Raw genomic sequence first — 22976 nt, forward strand, 5'->3', positions numbered from 1 at the left:
CGACGTCTAGGGCTAATTTCAATCTATGACCAGTATTTATATGACTGATATTTAAGCACACTACCAAAGATAGTGAGCACTGTTAACTATTCGCAATAAAATGTGCTCTAAGTTTCTCTATTTCATCGCGTTTTTGGGCAGCCTGCTCAAATTCAAGGTTCTGAGCATGTCGATACATCTCCGCTTCCAACGCCAGAATTTTCTTTTCTATGTCTTGAGAGGACATCGCAACATAAGTCTGTGATGGTTCTGCGACTTTTGATAATGGCACTTGCTTAGACGGTTGCTTATTGCGCGCTTTTGTTGCGCTGCCCAGCTCCATAATATCTTTAACATTCCTTTTCAATGCCATTGGAACCAGTCCGTTGAGTTCATTGTAGGCGTGCTGTTTTTCACGACGTCGGCTGGTTTCGCTCATTGCTTTTTCCATCGACTTAGTGATCTTATCCGCGTACAAAATAGCACGCCCTTCTAAGTGCCTTGCCGCACGACCAATCGTCTGAATTAGCGAACGTTCAGAGCGTAAGAAACCTTCTTTATCCGCGTCCAAAATCGCGACCAATGAGACTTCTGGCATATCAAGCCCTTCTCGCAGCAAATTGATACCGACAAGCACATCAAACACACCTAAACGAAGATCGCGGATAATCTCAACGCGTTCTACGGTATCAATATCAGAGTGCAAATAACGAACGCGGACACCATGTTCCAGATACTCGGTCGTCTTCCGCCATACGCTTTGTTAACGTCGTCACCAGACTCTGTTCATCTTTCGCCGCTCGTTTTTTAGCTTCTGAAAGCAGATCATCCACTTGTGTTGCAACAGGCCTCACTTCAAGTTCTGGATCTAACAAACCAGTAGGACGAACAACTTGATCGGCCACTGCACCCACGGATTTTTCCATTTCATAATTGCCCGGCGTTGCAGACACGTAAATCGTTTGCGGTGCCAGCATTTCAAATTCGTCAAACTTCATCGGGCGATTATCCAGCGCCGATGGCAAACGAAAACCGTATTCGACTAGCGTTTCTTTGCGAGAGCGGTCGCCTTTATACATCGCCCCTATTTGCGGCACGGTCACGTGGGATTCGTCGATGATCAGTAAGCCATCAGCGGGTAAGTAATCGAATAGTGTTGGCGGCGGCTCGCACCACGACCACTCAAATAACGTGAATAGTTCTCAATGCCCGAGCAAAAACCTAACTCATTCATCATCTCAAGATCGAACTGAGTACGCTGCGAAATCCGCTGTTCTTCGAGCAATTTATTATTGTCCGTTAAATAAGCCTGGCGAGACTTCAGTTCTAGTTTTATCTCTTCGATCGCTTCAAGAATACGCTCTCTTGGGGTGACATAGTGGGTTTTAGGATAAATCGTATACCGTGCAAGGTCACGCTGAACGACAACGCCTGTGAGCGGGTCAAAAAGGCTAATACAGTCGATTTCATCATCGAACATCTCAATACGGACAGCTTCTTGATCAGATTCAGCGGGGAATACATCAATAACCTCACCACGAACTCGGAACTGACCACGTTCAAATGCGACATCATTACGTGAATACTGTAGCTCAGCCAGGCGGCGGATAATATCTCGCTGATCCAGCACATCCCGCGCGTCACGTGTAGCATCATTTTTAAGTACGACTGCGGATCACCAAGGCCATAAATGGCAGAAACAGACGCGACAATAATGGCGTCTTTACGTTCAAGTAATGCTTTGGTTGCAGACAAACGCATCTGCTCAATGTGTGCGTTAACAGACGAGTCTTTTTCAATAAAGGTGTCCGTTGTCGGCACATACGCTTCTGGTTGAGTAATAATCATAGTAAGAAACAAAGTACTCTACCGCGTTGTTCGGGAAAAAAGCCTTCATCTCACCATACAATTGCGCAGCCAGTGTTTTATTAGAGCAAGGATGATGGCAGGACGCTGAGCCGTTGCGACTACATTTGCCAGAGTAAACGTCTTACCCGACCCCGTGACCCCCAGTAAAGTTTGATGCGCAAGGCCAGAATCGAGACCTTCCAGCAACTGCTCAATGGCAGTAGGCTGATCGCCTGAGGGCTGATAGTCTGAAACTAATTCGAAGTGTTTTGCCATGATACCGGTCCTTTGTTTATCCCGCTCATATTGTCGCCGTTACTCCGCTACTTTTGCAACTCTTTTGCTCGCTTTTCTCCATGTTTAGGTATATTAATCGCCCTTCTGTTCCAAGCTACCATGTGCTGATACTAAATTTCATCCACGGTTTGTCCCCAAATTTTCATAACTCTCTCAACTATGAGAATTACTCAACTCTCTCAATTATTTTTTCAATCTAAAAACAAGCAATAGAATCAATAAATTACAACACACACCCTGTAAGTTATTCACATGCCTTATTTTCATTTATATCAGTTATCAACCTTTGTACCGGACAATTAACACTCTTATCCACAATTTTGGTGGATAACTAAAAACATCTCATAGCGGATAAGGCATTCAAGAAAGTAAAGATATTTCTAAGAATATTTTGTTTTTATTTTTTTGAAAAAACCATTGACTCAAAACCGTGCTATCGCTAATATTCGCCGCGCTAAAGCAATTCCCCCTTAGTTCAGTTGGTAGAACGGCGGACTGTTAATCCGTATGTCGCAAGTTCAAGTCTTGCAGGGGGAGCCAAATTCGAAAAGCCGCATCATTTGATGCGGCTTTTTTCGTTCTAGGTGCAATCAATTCGACTATCTTTGACACACGTCATCACATCTAAAGTGAGCAACCTCTCGTAAAACAAGTCAATATCGCTAAACGCTAACCATTTAAGGCAGAACCCATATTGCTCACAAGAGGCACACAATGTTGACCAGAAGCCCAGCAAATTGGCTAGAAACCAATAAATTTACGACAAACCAATAAAACCTTATCTTTCATTGGTTGTTATTAGCTACATCAAAAGCACGATAATAACCAGATCGGAGCTCTTTACACTTACTATTATGACCGAATATTTCCTATTGCTTGTGGGCACAGTCCTCGTCAATAACTTTGTACTGGTAAAATTTCTTGGTTTATGCCCTTTCATGGGTGTATCAAAAAAACTTGAAACCGCAATCGGCATGGGGTTAGCGACGACGTTCGTCCTCACCTTTGGCTTCTGTGTGTGCCTACCTTGTCGAAACTTACATACTCATTCCTCTTGGTATCCAGTACCTAAGAACCATGAGTTTTATCCTCGTCATTGCCGTTGTTGTGCAGTTTACTGAAATGGTCGTTCACAAAACCAGCCCTACCTTGTATCGTCTGCTGGGTATTTCTCCTGCCGCTTATCACGACTAACTGTGCCGTCTTAGGTGTTGCATTACTCAACATTAATGAAAATCACAACTTCATGGAATCCATTATTTATGGTTTTGGTGCCGCGGTCGGTTTTTCATTGGTATTAATTCTATTTGCCTCCATGCGTGAACGCATCACGGCTGCCGATGTTCCCGCCCCCTTTAAAGGCGCATCCATCGCCATGATCACCGCTGGGCTTATGTCTCTTGCCTTTATGGGCTTTACTGGCTTGGTGAAACTGTAATGACGACGATCATGATTGCAGTAGCGGCGATTGTCGTTCTCGCCGCCTTTTTTGGCGCTATCCTTGGTTTCGCCTCCATCAAATTTAAAGTAGAAGCGGATCCTATCGTCGAACAGATCGATGCCATTTTTGCCACAAACACAATGTGGTCAATGTGGTTACCCGGGGTGTAAGCCTTATGCAGAAGCTATCGCAAATGGCGATGCGATCAATAAATGCCCTCCGGGCGGTCAAGCAACCATTGAAAAGCTCGCGGATTTAATGGGGGTTGAAGTCGAAAACTCTGCTCACGATGATGAAAAGTCACTGAAGAAAGTCGCGTTTATTCATGAAGATATGTGCATTGGCTGTACTAAATGCATTCAAGCCTGTCCGGTTGATGCCATTGTCGGCGGCACAAAAGCGCTGCATACCGTGATAAAAGGATGAATGTACTGGATGTGACCTGTGTGTTGCGCCTTGCCCAACCGATTGTATTGAAATGATTCCTGTCCAGACCACCGTCGACTCTTGGAAATGGCAACTTAACGCCATTCCGGTGGTCAATGTCACCGCTCCAAACACTCAGCCAAGTAAGCAGTAGGTAGGGTATGTTGTCACTAATTGAACAAATTCAATCTGGCTCATTATGGGATTTCCCAGGTGGAGTCCATCCAGCTGAAAATAAAAAACAATCCAACAAGCAAGCGATCTCTAGAGCGTCAATTCCTGTTGAATTGATTATTCCTATTAAGCAACACATCGGTAAGCCCGGCGACTTACTCGTTGAGGTGGGTAGCCAGATATTAAAAGGTCAGCCACTGACCGAAGTGAACGCAGCGTTTATGCTGCCCGTACACGCACCAACATCTGGTAAAGTGGTCGCGATTGAGCCAAGAACGGTCGCCCACCCTTCTGGACTGACTGATTTATGCATCGTCATTCAACCCGACGGTCAAGATCAATGGATCGAGCGTGAGCCTTCAAGCGACTATCACTTATCGCAACCAGAGCAACTTATCGAAGCGCTGCGCCAAGCTGGCATCTCTGGTATGGGCGGAGCGGGCTTTCCCACGGCAAAGAAAAATTCAATCCGGTTTACAAAGAACAGACATCCTGATCTTAAACGCCGCTGAATGTGAACCTTACATCACCGCCGATGACCGACTCATGCAGGACTGTGCTGAGGATGATGATTGAAGGCATCCGAATCCTCAAACATATTTTAAAGCCAAAACTGACCGTCATTGGCATTGAGGATAACAAGCCAGATGCGATTAAAGCACTAGAAATTGCGGCCAAAAATGATGATATCGTCATTCGCGTGATCCCAACAAAATACCCGTCCGGTGGCGAAAAACAATTAATTAAGATACTGACCAACCTCGAAGTTCCTGTGGGTGGTATACCAGCAGACATTGGTCTTTTGGTGCAAAACATTGGCTCCGCGTATGCGATTAAGCGTGCTATCTGCAATGCAGAACCGCTTTTAGAACGAGTAGTCACTCTGACCGGAAAAGCCTTTAAACAGCCGCAAAATGTTTGGGTGAGAATCGGCACGCCCGTGCAATCTCTGCTTGACGAGTTTGGTTATAAAGCCGATAAAAAGCACCACGCTTGATTATGGGTGGTCCTATGATGGGATTCACTCTACCGCACGCAAATGTGCCAATAACTAAAACATCAAACTGTATCTTGGCACCAACCTCCCGTGAGATTGACCCACGCCAAGATGAAATGGCGTGCATACGTTGCAGCCAATGTGCCGAAGCTTGCCCGGCCTCGCTGTTACCGCAACAGCTGCAATGGTACGCAAAATCACAAGAATTCGATAAATGTGAAGAACTAAACCTCAGAAGACTGTATAGAGTGCGGAGCCTGCGCCTTTGTTTGCCCAAGCGAAATCCCACTGGTTCAGTACTATCGCCAAGCAAAAGCTGAGATCCGGACTAGGACAAAAGAAGCCGAAGCAGCAGAGCGTGCAAGAGTGCGTTTTGAGGAGCGAAAAGCTCGCTTAGAGCGAGATAAAGCTGAGCGAGAAGATCGCTTTAAGAAAGCCGCCGACGATCGTCGTAAACAAATGGCGACCTCGAGCGGCGATGACGCGGTTGCCGCAGCCATTGCCAGAGTTAAAGCACAAAAAGCTCAACCTAAAGATGACGAGGTAAAACCAGCCGTGGCAGCGGCCATTGCTCGCGCTAAAGCCAAGCAAGCAGCGGCGAAATCCTCCGATGCCGCAGAGCCGGATAACAGTGAGATGGCGAAGTTAAGGGAAGAGCGTAAACGCCTCGCTCGAGAACGAAAAGCAAGCCAATCTGCTGTAGATAATGCCGCTCAATCTGATGATAAAAAATCAGCGGTTGCCGACGCTATTGCTCGTGCAAAAGCCCGCAAGGCACAACAAGCATCTGAAGCAGAAATAAAACTATCACAACCAGAACAAACCATAGACTCAGACCCGAAAAAAGCCGCAGTCTCTGCGGCAATTGCTCGTGCAAAAGCACGCAAAGCGCAGCAAGCAGATAAGCCTACGCCGCCTGCCGCGCCAAGCGAAACTCAGCCTGAATCGGACAACGAAGAATCGGTCAGTCATGACCCGAAAAAAGCGGCCGTTGCTGCGGCAATTGCCCGAGCAAAAGCACGCAAAGCGCAGCAAGCAGATAAGCCTACGCAACCTGCCGCGCCAAGCGAAACTCAGCCTGAATCGGATCACGCAGAATCGGTCAGTCATGACCCGAAAAAAGCCGCGGTTGCTGCAGCCGTTGCTCGTGCAAAAGCACGCAAAGCGCAGCAAGCAGATAAGCCTACGCAGCCTGCCGCGCCAAGCGAAACTCAGCCTGAATCGGACAACGAAGAATCGGTCAGTCATGACCCGAAAAAAGCCGCTGTTGCCGCAGCCGTTGCTCGTGCAAAGGCACGTAAAGCGCAGCAAGCAGATAAGCCTACGCAGCCTGCCGCGCCAAGCGAAACTCAGCCTGAATCGGACCACGCAGAATCGGTCAGTCATGACCCGAAAAAAGCCGCTGTTGCTGCAGCCGTTGCTCGTGCAAAAGCACGCAAAGCGCAGCAAGCAGATAAGCCTACGCAGCCTGCCGCGCCAAGCGAAACTCAGCCTGAATCCGGACGACGTAGAATCGGTCAGTAATGACCCGAAAAAAGCCGCTGTTGCTGCAGCAATTGCTCGTGCAAAGGCACGTAAGATTAAAAATGAACAACAAGACAAGGAGAACAACTAGTGGCGTTCTTTATTGCTAGCTCTCCACATGCACACAATCGCAAGCGCACCCCTGATCTCATGAAAGGCGTGGCACTGTGTGCACTACCTGGCTTACTCACTCAAAGCTACTTCTTTGGCTGGGGCACTATTATCCAATTGTGTTTAGCCCTTATCATAGGCTTAACACTTGAAGCATTGGTGATGCTACTTCGTAAGCGTTCTCCAAAGCGCGCGCTTAACGATTATAGTGCGCTGGTCACGGCGTGGTTATTAGCGATAGCAATCCCCCCCATGTCGCCATGGTGGGTAGTCACTATTGGTTTGATTTTTGCGATTATCATCGCGAAACATCTTTACGGTGGATTAGGGCAAAACCCATTTAACCCCGCGATGGTCGCCTATGTCGTGCTCCTTATTTCATTCCCTGTAGAAATGACCAGCTGGATTACTCCACTCTCTCTAAGCGGTGAGTCAATCACGTTCCAAGATACGTTTTCGCTGATCTTTCTGGCTTTGACGTAGATGGCTACTCATTACAGCAAATTAGAAGCCGGTATTGATGGCATTACGATGGCTACACCACTGGATGCGCTAAAAACTGGATTTAAAAACAGCTACACTGCGACGGAAATTTTTCAGCAACCGATCTTTTCGGGTTTAGCGGGTATCGGTTGGGAGTGGGTAAATCTGGCGTATTTGGCTGGCGGACTGGTACTGCTTAAGCTACGTATTATCCAATGGCATATCCCAGTCGCCTTTCTCAGTGCGTTGGTAATAATCAGTGGTTTGTTTGCTCTGGTCTTCCCTGGCGAGTCGGCTTCACCATTAATGCACCTATTATCCGGTGCCACAATGCTAGGGGCGTTTTTCATTGCCACGGATCCTGTTTCAGCATCAACAACGGTCAAGGGAAGATTGATATTCGGCGCGTTTATTGGTGCGATGGTGTTTGTTATACGTACCTGGGGTGGTTTTCCAGATGGCGTCGCTTTCGCGGTACTGCTTGCCAACATGTGCGTGCCGCTTATTGATTACTACACCAAACCTAGAACTTACGGACATTAATGACTATGTTAAATTCGATTCGTAAAAATGGGCTAACACTGGCAATCTTCGCTTGTGCCTCTAGATGTGTGGTCGCGTTGACTCAGTATCTCACAAAAGACCAAATTTTAGCGCAAGAACGAGCGCAATTGCAGGCAACGTTAAATGAAGTTATTCCACATGACCTGCATGATAACGAGCTTTATGCTTCTTGTACGCTAGTACGGGATCCCTTACTTGGCAGTGACGCTATGCAGCCACTTTATATCGCAACCAAAGCGGGCGTCCCTACTGCAATGGCAATCGAAAGCGTCGCACCAGATGGATACAATGGCGCCATTCGTATTATTGTTGGTATTGATACAAATGGGGTAATCTTAGGGTCCCGCGTGTTGGCACATCAAGAAACTCCTGGACTTGGTGATAAGATCGACTTAAGGATCACCAACTGGATATTGGGCTTCGCTGGAAAGCAAGTCACCCAAGACAATGAGTCCGAGTGGGCAGTACGTAAAGATGGCGGACAATTTGACTCCTTCACTGGAGCGACGATTACGCCACGAGCTGTGGTCAAAGCGATTAAAAACACAGTGAGTTTTGTCAATGCCAACCAAGCTCGTCTATTAACACAGCCACTAAACTGTGGAGATGAATCATGAGTACATCAAAACAACTCGCTAAAAACGGCTTATGGGATAACAACCCAGCGTTAGTTCAGCTGTTAGGCTTATGCCCCCTATTAGCGGTCTCTTCGACCATAACCAATGCGCTTGGTTTAGGGCTTGCTACTCTTGCGGTATTAGTCGGCTCTAACGTCACGGTCTCGCTCATACGCGATTATGTGCCAAAAGAAGTCAGAATCCCGGTTTTTGTCATGATTATTGCGGCGCTCGTAACCTGTGTACAGCTACTCATGAATGCCTACGCGTATGGATTGTACTTGTCACTTGGCATCTTCATCCCGCTGATCGTGACCAACTGCATCATCATTGGACGCGCCGAAGCTTTTGCTTCGAAAAATGAAGTTCTGCCAGCCGCACTTGACGGGCTATGGATGGGGCTCGGCATGACTGCGGTTCTGGTTGTTTTAGGCGCAATGCGCGAAATCATAGGTAACGGTACCTTGTTTGATGGTGCAGACTTACTTCTGGGTGACTGGGCGTTAGCACTTAGAATTCAATTATTCCAATTCGATAGCCAATTCTTGCTCGCCCTGCTGCCACCAGGAGCGTTCATCGGCGTGGGTTTTCTTATTGCCCTTAAAAACGTCATCGATCGTAAAATAGCAATGCGTCAACCGACACAAGAAAAGCCAACGATTGAACGAGCAAGAGTCACCAACTAATCGCGCTTAATAATGCCCCAATTTTTGGGGCATTATTGTAAAGACTATGGATATAATTCAGCGTATATGTATGATTCAAAATATATGTATGATTCAAATATATAGTACAGAGCGTTTATTCACCGGAAGAAAAAGTTAGCAAGTCATGAACAATATAAAAAGAAGAGAAATCCTAGAAAGGCTTCGTGAGAATAACCCTAAACCTGAAACAGAGCTCAACTGGAGTAGCCCTTTTGAATTACTGATCGCAGTACTGTTGTCAGCGCAAGCCACCGACGTCAGTGTAAATAAGGCGACTGACAAGCTCTACCCTATCGCTAACACACCAGAAACGATATTGGCTTTAGGTGTCGACGGAGTAAAAGAGTACATAAAGACGATTGGCTTATTTAATTCAAAAGCAGAAAACGTCATTAAAACCTGCCGCATATTGATTGAGCAGCATGGCAGTGTGGTTCCTGAGAATCGAGAGGCCTTAGAGGCTCTACCGGGCGTGGGACGTAAAACCGCAAACGTGGTACTCAACACCGCTTTTGGCTGGCCTACTATCGCCGTTGATACTCATATTTACCGCGTTTCAAATCGCACTAAGTTGGCAATGGGTAAAACCGTTGATGACGTCGAGACCAAACTATTAAAAGTCGTACCGAAAGAATTCAAACTAGATGTTCACCACTGGTTAATTCTACACGGTCGCTATACCTGTGTAGCTCGAAAGCCACGCTGTGGCAGCTGCATCATCGAAGATTTATGCGAATTTAAAGACAAAACCGACGTATAGACCAAACGATGCGACAAACCATCGTGTTTACATAAACAAGTAGTGGCTATACAAAGACAATTAAGGAGCAATGCATGTCAAACGGTCGTATTTTACATACTATGCTACGCGTAGGAGATCTGGATAAATCGATTTCTTTCTATAGCGATGTGATTGGAATGAACTTACTACGTAAAAATGAAAATACCGAGTATAAATACACACTCGCATTTTTAGGTTTTGGTGATGAGTCTGAAGGTTCCGTTATTGAGCTCACCTATAACTGGGGTGTGACTGAGTACGAACTAGGCTCTGCTTATGGACACATTGCCATTGGTGTTGATGATATCTACTCTACGTGTGATGCAATTAAAGCAGCAGGCGGCAATGTGACTCGTGAGCCGGGCCCTGTCAAAGGTGGCACAACTCAGATCGCGTTTGTGAAAGATCCTGATGGCTACATGATTGAACTGATTCAAAACAAGCAGGCAAGTGCTGGCTTAGAAGGCTAACTCACTTACCAATCCTAAGCGATAATCAAGGCGTACTTCTCAGTGCGCCTTATTTATATCCTATCACCTGCACACCCTGTATCGGACAATGGAGGGCGACGGTTAAACCTCCGTTCGACCAAAAGAAATGACGACTCGCTGGTTTTTTGCTTTACCAATTGGTGACGCATTATCTGCAATTGGGCGGCGCTTTCCATAACCTTGAACCTGAATTCGATCCTTTGGCAAACCAAGTGATTGGAAGTAATCTTGCAGTATTGTGGCTCGCTTCTCCGACAATCGCTGACTCTCACTCTTTGTTTCTGATGCATCTGTATAAGTAGACACTAAAACCAAATCGATATTTTGATTGTAGCGAACGTATTCGGCTATTTGTTGCAAGCGATGTTGAGATGTTTTGTTTAGCTGTTCACTATTGGCATCATAATGGAGAATCGTAAACGAGATATCTTCAAAACTATATGGCAATAGGTTGGCGATACAGTCACTAAAGACATTGTACTTGGCTTGAAACAACACAGAGGACAGTGACACTTCGATACGCTCATCACGACTCTGCCAATCTTGATAACTGAACGTGGGATAACGCCCTTTCTCTAGTTCACTGAGTAAGCTCCATGCCGCTTGTCCACCCACATAGCCGTTAAATTGTCGGAAAAACTGCAAATTAGAAATACGGTCAGCACTATCACCTGGACGCCATGGTGGTGGCATAGAAACCAAGCTGACATTTCGAGTTTCTCCCATTGAACGTAACATTTTTAGTTCAAAGTCGAGATTCATTTTCTTACCTGCTTTAGCGGTAAACTGTGCATCTCCAAAATTCGGGATCGGGTGCACCAACTGACATTCCAGAGGCGTGTTCATCACCATTTCCCATTGAGATTGAGTCGGCGTGGCCACATAGCGCTTTTCAATTGCCGCTTCAACCTGAGGCGCCAGTACGCAAGATAACAATGGCAAGGTGAATAAGGCTTTTAATTTCATAAAGATAAATAACTCGACTTTTACAGCATAGCGGCACGGGATTGCCGCTATGCTGTATATTAATTCTAACTCTGTTTTACATTGCAAAAATCTAGCCAGTTTCACTGATGCCGCGCTTAAGTGGCAAGTGCTGATTAAATTACGCACTACTTGCATATTTTTACAGTATTGATATGCGCACATTAGCATCAATTAAATACACATAATGGGCATTAGCATTACTGTTGTCGAATAGATTCAATAAATAGCGACTAATATTGGCTAAATTAAATGCAGTAGCAGGTATGTTATAGGCGAATAATCTGCAATAATGCAACCTTCGTCACCATTGATAAATCTAAAATGACTGTAGAAAACGAAGCTCTCACCTTAAAAAAGCGATTCCGTGGCTATTTTCCTGTAGTTGTCGATGTAGAGACGGCTGGATTTAACGCCAAGACCGATGCTTTACTCGAGATCTGTGCCATCACATTAAAAATGGACGATGCCGGGGATCTTATCCCTGCGAGTGTTTTACACTACCACATTGAACCATTCGAAGGCGCCAACCTTGAAAAAGAAGCGTTAGAGTTTATAGGTATTCGTGACCCTTTTAGTCCACTTCGTGGTGCGGTTTCCGAGCAAGAAGCGCTAAAAGAAATCTACAAAGTCATTCGTAAAGAACAGAAGCTGCATGATTGTAGCCGCGCCATCATGGTCGCGCATAATGCTAACTTCGATCATAGTTTTGTCAGTGCCGCGAATGAACGTTCAAAATTAAAACGTGTCCCTTTTCACCCTTTTGCAACGTTTGATACCGCTACCTTAAGTGGTCTTGCTTTCGGTCAAACCGTTTTGGCGAAAGCTTGCAAAACAGCAGGGATGGAATTTGATAATAAAGAAGCCCACTCGGCACTCTACGATACTCAGAAAACCGCTGAGCTATTTTGCCGAATCGTTAACAAGTGGAAAGCACTAGGTGGCTGGCCGCTTATTGACGATGATAAACAATAATACAAACACAACTTTTAGAGTTTAATATGAATCCTGTTGTTATTTCCGTTTGCATCATGCTGCTGCTAGCACTAATGCGCGTCAACGTTGTCGTTGCGTTGACATTTAGTGCCATTGTTGGCGGTGTCGTTTCTGGTATGTCACTCACCGATGCGGTCAGTGCCTTTGAAGGCGGTTTGGGTGGCGGTGCCACCATCGCACTTAGCTACGCTATGCTTGGGACCTTTGCGGTTGCCATCTCAAAATCAGGCGTAACTGATCTATTAGCACAAAGCGTCATTAAAAGAATCCATGGTAAAGAAAATGCGGCTTCCGCTACTGGTTTAAAATATGTGGTGCTAATAGCCCTTATTTTAGTAACCGTATCGTCGCAAAATATCGTTCCTGTGCATATCGCCTTCATTCCAATTTTGATTCCACCTTTGTTGGGCGTGTTTGCTAAAATGAAACTTGACCGACGCCTTATTGCTTGTGTACTGACTTTTGGATTGGTCACGCCATACATGATCCTTCCTGTTGGATTTGGTGGGATCTTCTTAAACAATATTCTTTTGAAAAACTTGCATGACAATGGGCTTGAATCAATCACCGCTGCCCAAGTGCCGATGGCGATGGTTCTTCCTGCTATCGGGATGATTACTGGTTTGCTTGCCGCGGTGTTCTTTAGCTACCGTAAGCCTCGCCAATATCAAGAAACCGAGCTTACTCATGTGGATCCAGAACCTACACATATCAACAAGAAAAACATCTATGTTGCCTTGATTGGTATTGTCATGGCACTCGCGGTACAGCTCACGTCAGGATCAATGATTATTGGTGCGCTTGCTGGCTTCATGGTGTTCACTTTTGGTGGTGTAATTGCTTGGAAGGAAACACAAGATGTGTTTACAAAAGGCGTGCACATGATGGCAATGATCGGCTTTATTATGATTGCCGCTGCAGGCTTCGCCGCGGTCATGAAGCAAACCTAGTGGTGTTGAGTCTCTAGTAGAAGCGCTATCAACGAGCATTGGCGATAACAAGCCACTCGCGGCGCTACTTATGCTAATTGTTGGACTACTCGTCACAATGGGCATTGGTTCTTCATTCTCAACCATTCCAATCCTCGCAACGATTTATGTTCCGCTGGCGTTAGCATTTGGTTTCTCACCAATGGCAACAGTAGCGCTGGTCGGTACAGCTGCCGCACTAGGTGATGCAGGCTCGCCAGCATCGGACTCAACCTTAGGTCCAACATCGGGTCTAAATGCTGATGGCCAACACGAACATATTTGGGAAACGGTTGTTCCTACCTTTATTCACTACAACATTCCACTCATCATCTTTGGATGGATTGCGGCAATGGTGCTCTAAATGCAATGAGCGTGTGTGCAATCTAGACATGGGCACACCATTGTCTATCCGCACATAATGCAATAAAAAAGGCTTGGTCAATGACCAAGCCTTTTTACTATTTACCTTAAACATATTAAGTCTAAGACAAACTATAGATTACTCTGAATCACCAGCGTTGCGCGCGGCAGCTTCTTTAATTAAAGGTTGAAGCTCGCCCTTCTGGAACATTTCCATGATGATGTCACAACCACCAACTAACTCACCTTCAACCCATAATTGTGGGAATGTTGGCCATTGCGCGTAACTCGGCAATTCTGCGCGGATATCTGGGTTTTGCAGAATATCAACATAAGCAAACTTCTCACCACAACCCATTAGAGCTTGTGCTGCCTGTGAAGAAAAACCACAGCTTGGTAGTTTTGGTGAACCTTTCATGTAAAGAAGGATCGTGTTTTCTTCAATTTGCTGTTTGATTTTATCGATAGTTTCCATTGCTTCCTCGAAATACTAGTACTGCGGATGTGTTCACATTCTAGCGAATCGGCGCAGAATAAAAAGCACAATAATTATAAGGTTATAATGGCGTTCACAATTGTTAAGCTTGTGCCGCAAATTTTGGCGTTAAAAGAGGATTTCGAGCCTATTGACCCCGGTCACAATGCAAGAAAATCAGACATAACTCTTTTAATAAAGTAAAAACTTGCTAAAATAACAATCAGTCAGTCAATACCTTGACTCATATATAAAATAAATTGGAAGCAATCATAGGGTTAGCCCCTTACTACACTCAATGGAGAAGCGAGCAATGGCATTTGAATTACCAGCACTTCCGTACGCGAAAGACGCACTAGAACCACATATCTCAGCAGAGACTCTGGATTTCCACCACGGTAAACACCACAACACATATGTTGTTAAGCTTAATGGCCTTGTTCCTGGTACTGAGTTTGAAGGCAAAACACTAGAAGAAGTGGTTAAGACCTCTACTGGCGGTATCTTCAACAACGCTGCACAGATCTGGAACCACACATTCTACTGGCACTGTCTTGCTCCAAACGCAGGTGGTGAACCAACTGGTGCGGTTGCAGACGCAATCAACGCTGCATTCGGTTCTTTTGAAGAGTTCAAAGCTAAGTTCACAGATTCTGCGATCAACAACTTTGGTTCTTCATGGACATGGTTGGTGAAAAAAGCAGATGGCACGCTAGACATCGTAAACACGTCAAATGCTGCTACTCCGCTAACTGAAGACGGCGTGACACCACTATTGACGGTTGATTTGTGGGAACACGCTTACTACATCGACTACCGCAATGTTCGTCCTGACTACATGAACGGTTTCTGGGCACTTGTTAACTGGTCATTCGTTGAGAAAAACCTAGCTCAATAAGCGAGTATTTCCAACTAATGATATTAAGCCTGCTTTCGCAGGCTTTTTTGTGTCTTTAAGTAAGAAAACATTAACTTAGATAATAAAATACTAAAGTGCCCCCTCGACTCGCCGATAACTCTATTGACCATCGAGGATACTATGCAAATTCATACGTTAGACCAAGCACACTTAATCAACGAATTACAATGTGGAACATCACTTAGTCGTGCTGTTGTACAAGGTCGACGTGCCGATTTTGCTTTGCTGCTTTCTATGCTCAGCAATGACTCCCGAGAAACATCCGTGATCGAAGATGTTGACTCTGCCATTACCGATGAAGCGGTACTAAAGAAAAGATTTGATGTCCCTACCGCACAAAAGCTATCCGGAAGCCTGGACGACTATGATAACTCGGCTGCCATTGCTCATCAATTTCATCAAGGTGGTCTCGCCAGCGCCAAACTGCGCCATTATAGTTCCCCTGAACCACTAAGCTTCCAACCAACGCATACACAAGGCTTAACCGAAGAGGTATACCAAAACCTGTCCGGGCACACGCGCAGACAACTTACCCATGGCGCTCCTCATCAGCAACAAGTTGATGTGCTGTACAACACACTATCCACCGCCTACCGCAAAGATCAAATCTCCGTTCGCTTATAACCCTTTAAAAAATATGGATAACTACTGCAACACTCAACATTAGTACACTACGCAATGTGATTTGCTGCAAATTTAACCAAATTAAACCGTACGCATATACAAAACCTTGACGATATTCACAACTCACGCACAGTTTATATACCAAGTTATTAAATCACTGACCTCGCCAATTTGGGCTAACCGAAACCAATTTTCGGAGATTCTATGATCATTAAAGACTCGGTAGTACTGATTACCTCTGCTTGGTACTCACATTAGGTGCGATGCTAGCGATTCATTTTTCTCGTTTGGGAGCCCATGTCTTTCTGTGTGACACCGATGCTTCCAAGCTGCACAGTACCTATGTCCGCTGCAAAGATATGACACATCAAGTCGAAAAAGTCTTAATTAGTGACATTTCAATGCCTAATATCGAGCAGCTATTTAATGCTGTTGAACAGAAGTCAGGAAAGGTACCTGACGTACTCGTCAATCATTGGCTTTCACTACCAAGACAGTCTTTAACTGATACTATTTCTGGGCGACAGTTCATTACTCAATTCTCATTACTCGCATCCAGTTTATTTATGTTTGGACAAGTCGCCGCAGAAAGAATGTCTCAAGGACAGTCCGGTGTGATTGTGAATGTCGTCGCCCAAGAACCTAATCAGAACCTAAGCGATTTAGACAACACTATGTCAATGGTTTCTGGGTTTACTAAGAGTTGGGCGAAAGAACTCGAACCTCATAATGTACGCGTGGGTGGCGTCATTCCCATGAAAAGCCATAACTTTAATATTTCTGGGCATTGGGCAGAAATACAAGATGAGCTCACCCGCACCACCGAGTACATCGTCACCAACGATTACTTCAGCGGGAGAGTCGTCAGCACCGAGGCTTAGCCACCATTAAAGCCTTATCACGCCAAAGCTTAATCAGCACCGAAAAGGTGCGCCGCAACAATATCGAAGCCCCTTCCAACCAATAAAAAAAGGCCCCTCTTCTTACGAAGAGGGGCCTTTATCTTTTCCCGATGTTGCTTATTTTGATGCAGTATCCGTGCTAGCGAAAACTACGTTCGAAATTAAGCTTCAGCTTTTTGTTTCTTTGCTTTTGCTACAGGTTTAGCCGCCACTTGGTCTTCTGTTTTTTTAATAACAGTCGTACCTTCGAAGGTTTCGCCTTCAACAAATGCTTTACCGTAGTAAGAAGCCGTTAGTACTTCTTTCAACTCACTGATTAGTGGGTAACGTGGGTTAGCACCTGTACATTGGTCATCGAACGCTTCAACAGATAGTTGGTCTAGTTTCGCTAGGAAATCTGCTTCTGGTACACCAGCAGCTTGAATAGATAGCGGGATATCTAGAGCAATTTTCAGTTCTTCCAACCATGCTAGTAGACGTTCAATCTTCTGAGCAGTACGGTCACCAACTTGGCTTAGACCTAGGTGGTCTGCCACTTCAGCGTAACGACGACGAGCTTGTGGGCTAGCGTACTGAGAGAATGCCGTTTGCTTAGTTGGGTTATCGTTCGCGTTGTAACGTACAACGTTAGAGATAAGCAGTGCGTTAGCTAAACCGTGCGGTACGTGGAACTCTGCACCCACTTTGTGAGCCATAGAGTGACATACACCTAGGAAAGCGTTCGCAAACGCAATACCAGCGATAGTTGCCGCGTTATGTACTTTCTCACGAGCGATTGGGTCAGCTGCACCGTTTGCGTAGCTTGATGGTAGGTATTCCTTAAGCATCTTAAGTGCTTGAAGAGCTTGACCATCTGAGTATTCGTTCGCTAGAACAGACACGTAAGCTTCTAGAGCGTGAGTCACTGCATCGTAACCACCAAATGCTGTTAGAGACTTAGGCATGTTCATCACTAGGTTCGCATCAACGATAGCCATGTTTGGCGTTAGCTCGTAATCCGCTAGTGGGTACTTAGCCCCTGTTTTGTCGTCAGTAACAACGGCAAATGGCGTTACTTCAGAACCTGTACCAGACGTTGTTGTGATACATACTAGTTCAGCTTTTTCACCCATTTTAGGGAACTTGTAGATACGTTTACGGATGTCCATAAAGCGCATTGCGAGTTCTTCGAAGTGAGTTTCTGGGTGCTCGTACATTACCCACATGATCTTCGCAGCATCCATTGGAGAACCGCCACCTAGTGCTAGGATAACGTCAGGTTGGAAGCTCTTCATTGCTTCAGCACCTTTCTCAACAACAGATAGTGTTGGATCCGCTTCTACATCAAAGAACGTTTGAACTTCAATGCCTTGAGCTTTAAGTAGCTTAACGATTTCGTCTGCGTAACCGTTATTGAATAGGAAACGGTCAGTGACTAGGAATGCACGTTTCTTACCTTCTAGATCGCTCATTGCGATTGGAAGGCTACCACGACGGAAGTAGATTGACTTAGGTAGTTTGTGCCACAACATATTTTCAGCTCGCTTCGCTACAGTTTTCTTGTTGATAAGGTGCTTAGGACCTACGTTCTCAGAGATAGAGTTACCACCCCATGAACCACAACCAAGAGTAAGAGAAGGTGCTACGTTAAAGTTGTAAAGGTCACCGATACCACCGTGAGTAGTTGGGATGTTTACAAGAATACGTGCAGTCTTCATCTTGTCACCGAAGTAACGAATACGGTCTGCGTTAGTGTCTTGGTTAGTGTAAAGACCAGATGTGTGGCCGATACCGCCAATTTCTACCATAGTCACAGCTTGTGCTACTGCGTTTTCAAAAGAAGACGCACGGAACATACCTAGCGTTGGAGACAGTTTTTCGTGAGCAAACTCGTCATCGTAAGATACTTCGCCAATGCCTTCACCAACAAGAATCTTAGTATCTGCAGGAACGCTAACGCCAGCCATTTCAGCAATCGCCGTTGCAGGTTGACCTACAATCTTCGCGTTTAGGTTGCCATCGATAAGCAGTACTTTACGAACTTTGTCCGCATCAGTTTTACTTAGTACGTGAGCTTTGTGAGTAGCAAAACGCTCTTTCACTTCGTCATAGACTTCGTCCATTACGATAACTGCTTGCTCAGAAGCACAAACTACGCCGTTATCAAATGTCTTAGACATAAGAACAGAAGCAACAGCACGCTTGATGTCAGCCGTTTCGTCGATAACAACAGGAACGTTACCTGCACCAACACCGATTGCTGGTTTACCAGAAGAGTATGCTGCTTTAACCATGCCTGGACCACCAGTTGCAAGGATAAGTGCGATGCCATCATGCTTCATTAGCGCGTTAGAAAGCTCAACTGAAGGCTGGTCAATCCAACCAATGATGTCTTTTGGAGCACCCGCTGCTACTGCTGCGTCTAGTACTAGCTTAGCCGCATCATTTGTTGAGTTCTTAGCGCGTGGGTGTGGTGAGAAGATGATGCCGTTACGAGTCTTCAAAGAGATAAGAGATTTGAAGATAGCCGTTGACGTTGGGTTCGTTGTTGGAACGATACCACAGATGATACCAACAGGTTCAGCGATAGTCATTGTGCCGAATTCTTCGTTCTCTTCAAGAATGCCACATGTCTTTTCATCTTTGTATTTGTTGTAGATAAACTCAGAAGCAAAGTGGTTTTTAATTACTTTGTCTTCAACAATACCCATGCCAGATTCTGCTACAGCTTGTTGAGCTAGAGGGATACGCGCTTGGTTCGCCGCTAGTGATGCTGCGCGAAAGATTGCGTCAACTTTCTCTTGAGAGTAAGTTGCGAACTCTTTTTGTGCTGCTTCAACACGTGCTACTAGCGCATCTAGTTCAGCCAAATTAGTTACAGGCATAATGAATCTCCTAAAAATAAAAATATAAAATTAAAAACTTTTTAGTAAGTTAGCTGGTTTGACTAATGAATCACTCATCGTTAGCTCAACTCGACTTAGTAAATTGCTTTCATGGCTGAGTATAATATTTCACGACGTGAAAAAATTGACTCAGATCAGTTCTGAAAAGTAATTTACCTACTTAGTAGTAACCATTAAGTATAACCAGACGTAACTACCTGTTTTACAACAAAATAAACCACAAAAACAGAGCGATTAAAAAAGTAGCAATCAGACAACTTTTTTAAAAGTTCTTCGTAAAAATGTAAAAAAGTTTCATTTTCGTACGATTTTTCCAAGTAAACCACTCGATCCGTGCTACAGATAGTATATACACACCAAGCACTCCATTCATCACATATTGATTTTTTATTAAAATTTGAGCTTTCCTTAACACTTTTCCAACACCTCCATCCTGAACCAGCCTAAAAATAGACATAAATCTTCACAAGTATTCATAACTTATACGCAGCAGAAATGAATACGATTGTTGCCGTTTTTTTATGCGATCTGTTAGTTTTTTTCATTCGCCAAAAAGCATATCTTGACGTACATTAGCGCGTGCTGAATTGGTGCTGAGTCAAGCGCTAGGTTTAAATCTCTTTCGTCGAAGAACATCCACATGAATAACATCGAACTTGCTATCTACTTACAGTTTTTCCTTGGCCTTGTCGCTGCGGTTAACCCTGTTGGCATCATGCCTGTTTTTGTCTCTCTTTCAGGGCATATGTCGCCAGAAGACAAAAATAAAACCGCGGCTACAGCAAATATTGCCGTGGCGATTATCCTCATTGTTTCTCTACTCGCGGGACAAGTGCTGCTGGATATGTTCAGCATTTCACTCGATTCATTTCGAGTCGCTGGCGGCCTACTATTACTCAGCATTGCATTTTCGATGATGTCGGGGAAATTAGGGGAAGATAAACAGAACAAGCAAGAAAAGTCTGAGTATGTGAGTAAAGAGCAGATCGGCGTTGTGCCACTAGCAATGCCATTGATGGCTTGCCCTGGTGCAATCAGCTCCACCATTGTTTACGGCTCTCGCTACCCAAACATGCTAGAGACTGTCGGCATCATTATAACCATTGCTCTATTTGCACTCTGTTCATGGCTATTATTTCGTTCGGCTCCTTTAATTGTACGCTTCTTAGGCCAGACTGGTATCAACGTCATCACTCGTATCATGGGCTTGATCCTTGGCGCTCTTGGCATCGAGTTTATGGCAAATGGTCTACGTGCTCTTTTCCCTGGGTTAGCCTAATCAAAATGGCTCACTAATTACTCCCGATTGGTGAGCCAAATACCCTTTACTGTCAGAGCGGTATATAATAGTAAGTAATCTTTTCAGCCTGTTACACAGCTAATGACCGACCATAAATTCAAACACAAGCTCTACATCATCATATTTGGTACCCATACTAAAGCAGGGTGGGCATTTGATGTCGCCCTGATCATTGCCATTTTGATGTCGCTTACCGTATTAGTCGTGCACTCCCTTCCTAACGTTGCGGTAGAATGGGGAGGAACATTAGAAAAATTAGAGTATGCTTTTACGGCTCTTTTTACTATTGAATACCTATTAAGACTCTATTGCTCCCCGAAACCGAAAGCTTATGCCAAAAGTTTCTATGGCGTCGTAGACCTACTCTCCATCTTACCCACGTATCTCGCGTTGCTATTCCCTAGTGCTTCCTTCATGGGCGTATTACGTTTACTTCGTGTCATGCGTATTTTCCGAGTCCTGAAACTGGTTCGCTACCTCAAAGATTCCAATATTTTATTGCGCTCACTTTTAATGGCGAAACGCAAGATATTGGTCTTTTTAGCTGTGTCGCCATCCTAGTCACCATTTTTGGCTCATTGATTTTTGTCATTGAAGGTCCTGAAAATGGTTTTACCAGCATACCGCAAAGTATCTACTGGGCCATTGTGACCATCACTACCGTCGGCTACGGCGACTTAGTACCCGCTACCCCATTGGGTAAAGCCATCGCATCACTCACGATGCTACTTGGTTATTCTATTCTTGCCGTCCCGACTGGTATAATTACGGCGGAGCTCAATAACGAAATGCACGCGCATCGAAACCTTGTTAAGTGTCCTAACTGTTCACAGTCAGGCCATGAAAGCGACGCGTTGTTTTGCAAACACTGTGGCAGTGAACTCGCAGAGCCTGATAAACGGATCATTAATCCTGATGAGTAATGCGTTGCTTTCTAAATTATGAGCATAAAAAAAGCGCCGTAAGGCGCTTTTTTTATGCGTAATGTGTATCCGATAGAGATTATCGTTGAGATAGGATAATACGCAGTGTACGTCTTAGAGGCTCAGCCGCTCCCCATAACAGTTGGTCACCCACTGTGAACGCGTTTAAGAAATCATTACCCATTGCCATCTTACGAAGACGACCAACAGGAATAGACATCGTCCCTGTTACTTTCGCTGGCGTTAACTCTTGAGCCGTAATATCGCGCTCATTTGGAATGACTTTAACCCAATCGTTATGAGTAGCGATAATCTCTTCAACTTCATCCATTGGGACATCTTGCTTGAGTTTGATCGTCAATGCTTGCGCGTGACAGCGCATCGCACCGATTCGCACGCACGTACCATCAATGGCGACCGGATTATCTTGCAAACCTAAGATTTTGTTCGCTTCAACACCTGCTTTCCATTCCTCTTTGCTCTGTCCATTTTCACGTTTCACATCAATCCATGGGATTAATGAACCAGCAAGCGGCACACCAAACTGATCTGTTGGGAATGAAGAAGAACGAATGGTGTCAGCCACTTTGCGGTCAATATCTAAAATAGAGCTTGCAGGGTTAGCCAGTTCAGAAGTCACGGCGTCATTAACAACACCCATTTGACCAATCAACTCGCGCATGTTCTTTGCACCTGCGCCAGAAGCGGCTTGATAGGTCATGGCACTCGTCCACTCAACTAGGCCCTTCTCAAATAGCCCACCAAGACCTAGCAGCATCAGACTTACGGTACAGTTACCGCCCACGAAAGTGTTCAAACCTTTATGGATGCCTTCTTGAATTTGTGTCAAGTTAACTGGATCTAAGGTGATAATAGCGTCGCTTTCCATACGAAGTGTTGAAGCGGCATCAATCCAGTAGCCTTTCCAACCTACCTGCTTAAGCGCAGGGTATACTTTTTCAGTGTAGCTACCGCCTTGGCAGGTAATGATAGCGTCAAGCTGTTTGAGGCTATCAATATTATAGGCATCTTGAAGTAGTCCTGCATCCTTACCGAAATTAGGCGCAGGGATACCAATTTGAGAAGTGCTGTAAAATACTGGTTCGATTACATCAAAGTCTTTTTCTTCGACCATGCGCTGCATCAATACCGATCCAACCATGCCACGCCAACCAACTAAACCAACTCTCATCCAAT

Annotated in this window: 13 protein-coding genes, 1 tRNA gene and 7 pseudogenes; 16 read left to right on the plus strand and 5 right to left on the minus strand. The window is 45.0% G+C overall.

The window, feature by feature from the left end; translation table 11 throughout:
• Positions 1-82: 82 nt before the first annotated feature.
• Positions 83-2103 (minus strand): annotated as a pseudogene (gene uvrB, locus AC0L66_RS12650) (excinuclease ABC subunit UvrB).
• 485 nt (positions 2104-2588) lie between these two features.
• Here uvrB and AC0L66_RS12655 point away from each other — a divergent pair.
• The 9 genes and pseudogenes from AC0L66_RS12655 (at position 2589) to gloA (ending at position 10419) form a co-directional block, all read left to right on the plus strand.
• Positions 2589-2664: transfer RNA gene (locus AC0L66_RS12655), tRNA-Asn, on the plus strand.
• Between the two features lie 314 nt (positions 2665-2978).
• Positions 2979-3562 (plus strand): annotated as a pseudogene (gene rsxA, locus AC0L66_RS12660) (electron transport complex subunit RsxA).
• Positions 3562-4145 (plus strand): annotated as a pseudogene (rsxB, locus tag AC0L66_RS12665) (electron transport complex subunit RsxB). Before rsxA ends, rsxB begins: the two co-directional pseudogenes overlap by 1 nt.
• Before the next feature lie 7 nt (positions 4146-4152).
• Positions 4153-6777, plus strand: a pseudogene (rsxC, locus tag AC0L66_RS12670) (electron transport complex subunit RsxC).
• A pseudogene (gene rsxD, locus AC0L66_RS12675) lies at positions 6777-7823 on the plus strand (electron transport complex subunit RsxD). Before rsxC ends, rsxD begins: the two co-directional pseudogenes overlap by 1 nt.
• A gap of 5 nt (positions 7824-7828) precedes the next feature.
• Positions 7829-8461 (plus strand): electron transport complex subunit RsxG, encoded by a 633-nt coding sequence (gene rsxG, locus AC0L66_RS12680; protein WP_473569255.1) that lies wholly within the window; start codon positions 7829-7831, stop codon positions 8459-8461.
• Complete coding sequence (locus AC0L66_RS12685; RefSeq protein ID WP_250616963.1) at positions 8458-9147, plus strand: electron transport complex subunit E; 690 nt, start codon at positions 8458-8460, stop codon at positions 9145-9147. The genes rsxG and AC0L66_RS12685 overlap by 4 nt, the downstream gene beginning before the upstream one ends.
• Positions 9148-9292: 145 nt before the next feature.
• Positions 9293-9928 carry an endonuclease III gene (gene nth / locus AC0L66_RS12690; protein WP_473567563.1) on the plus strand — a complete coding sequence of 212 codons (636 nt, stop codon included), beginning with the start codon at positions 9293-9295 and terminating at the stop codon, positions 9926-9928.
• 74 nt (positions 9929-10002) lie between these two features.
• Positions 10003-10419, plus strand: a complete 417-nt coding sequence (gloA, locus tag AC0L66_RS12695; protein ID WP_265675252.1) for a lactoylglutathione lyase — start codon at positions 10003-10005, stop codon at positions 10417-10419.
• Between the two features lie 102 nt (positions 10420-10521).
• On the opposite strand, the gene motY is transcribed toward gloA, so the two are convergent.
• Complete coding sequence (gene motY / locus AC0L66_RS12700) at positions 10522-11406, minus strand: flagellar protein MotY (RefSeq protein ID WP_265675253.1); 885 nt, start codon at positions 11404-11406, stop codon at positions 10522-10524.
• A 342-nt stretch (positions 11407-11748) separates the two neighbouring features.
• On the opposite strand from motY, the gene rnt reads away from it, so the two are divergent.
• Both rnt and AC0L66_RS12710 read left to right on the plus strand, forming a co-directional pair.
• Positions 11749-12399, plus strand: coding sequence for a ribonuclease T (gene rnt / locus AC0L66_RS12705; RefSeq protein ID WP_265675254.1), 651 nt, complete (start codon positions 11749-11751; stop codon positions 12397-12399).
• 26 nt (positions 12400-12425) lie between these two features.
• A pseudogene (locus tag AC0L66_RS12710) lies at positions 12426-13752 on the plus strand (Na+/H+ antiporter family protein).
• 138 nt (positions 13753-13890) lie between these two features.
• Here AC0L66_RS12710 and AC0L66_RS12715 read toward each other — a convergent pair.
• Entirely contained in the window at positions 13891-14226 is a 336-nt protein-coding gene (locus AC0L66_RS12715) for a Grx4 family monothiol glutaredoxin (RefSeq protein WP_265675256.1), read from the minus strand.
• Between the two features lie 313 nt (positions 14227-14539).
• Here AC0L66_RS12715 and sodB point away from each other — a divergent pair, with 313 nt between their 5' ends.
• From sodB to AC0L66_RS12730, 3 genes are all read left to right on the plus strand, one after another.
• The gene (gene sodB, locus AC0L66_RS12720) at positions 14540-15124 is read left to right on the plus strand and encodes a superoxide dismutase [Fe] (protein ID WP_265675257.1); all 585 of its coding nucleotides are present in this window, start codon (positions 14540-14542) and stop codon (positions 15122-15124) included.
• Between the two features lie 141 nt (positions 15125-15265).
• Complete coding sequence (locus tag AC0L66_RS12725) at positions 15266-15769, plus strand: VC2046/SO_2500 family protein (protein ID WP_265675258.1); 504 nt, start codon at positions 15266-15268, stop codon at positions 15767-15769.
• A gap of 263 nt (positions 15770-16032) precedes the next feature.
• Positions 16033-16650 (plus strand): SDR family oxidoreductase, encoded by a 618-nt coding sequence (locus tag AC0L66_RS12730; RefSeq protein WP_473567565.1) that lies wholly within the window; start codon positions 16033-16035, stop codon positions 16648-16650.
• Between the two features lie 182 nt (positions 16651-16832).
• Here the strand turns inward: AC0L66_RS12730 and adhE are convergent, their stop codons facing one another.
• Positions 16833-19535 (minus strand): bifunctional acetaldehyde-CoA/alcohol dehydrogenase, encoded by a 2703-nt coding sequence (adhE, locus tag AC0L66_RS12735; protein WP_265675260.1) that lies wholly within the window; start codon positions 19533-19535, stop codon positions 16833-16835.
• A gap of 661 nt (positions 19536-20196) precedes the next feature.
• Here adhE and AC0L66_RS12740 point away from each other — a divergent pair.
• Both AC0L66_RS12740 and AC0L66_RS12745 read left to right on the plus strand, forming a co-directional pair.
• Positions 20197-20835 carry a YchE family NAAT transporter gene (locus AC0L66_RS12740; RefSeq protein WP_473567568.1) on the plus strand — a complete coding sequence of 213 codons (639 nt, stop codon included), beginning with the start codon at positions 20197-20199 and terminating at the stop codon, positions 20833-20835.
• A 102-nt stretch (positions 20836-20937) separates the two neighbouring features.
• A pseudogene (locus tag AC0L66_RS12745) lies at positions 20938-21779 on the plus strand (ion transporter).
• A gap of 79 nt (positions 21780-21858) precedes the next feature.
• On the opposite strand, the gene asd reads toward AC0L66_RS12745, so the two are convergent.
• The gene (gene asd / locus AC0L66_RS12750; protein ID WP_473567570.1) at positions 21859-22971 is read right to left on the minus strand and encodes an aspartate-semialdehyde dehydrogenase; all 1113 of its coding nucleotides are present in this window, start codon (positions 22969-22971) and stop codon (positions 21859-21861) included.
• Positions 22972-22976 lie beyond the last annotated feature (5 nt).

The organism is Vibrio sp. GJ43-1, from assembly GCF_055808835.1.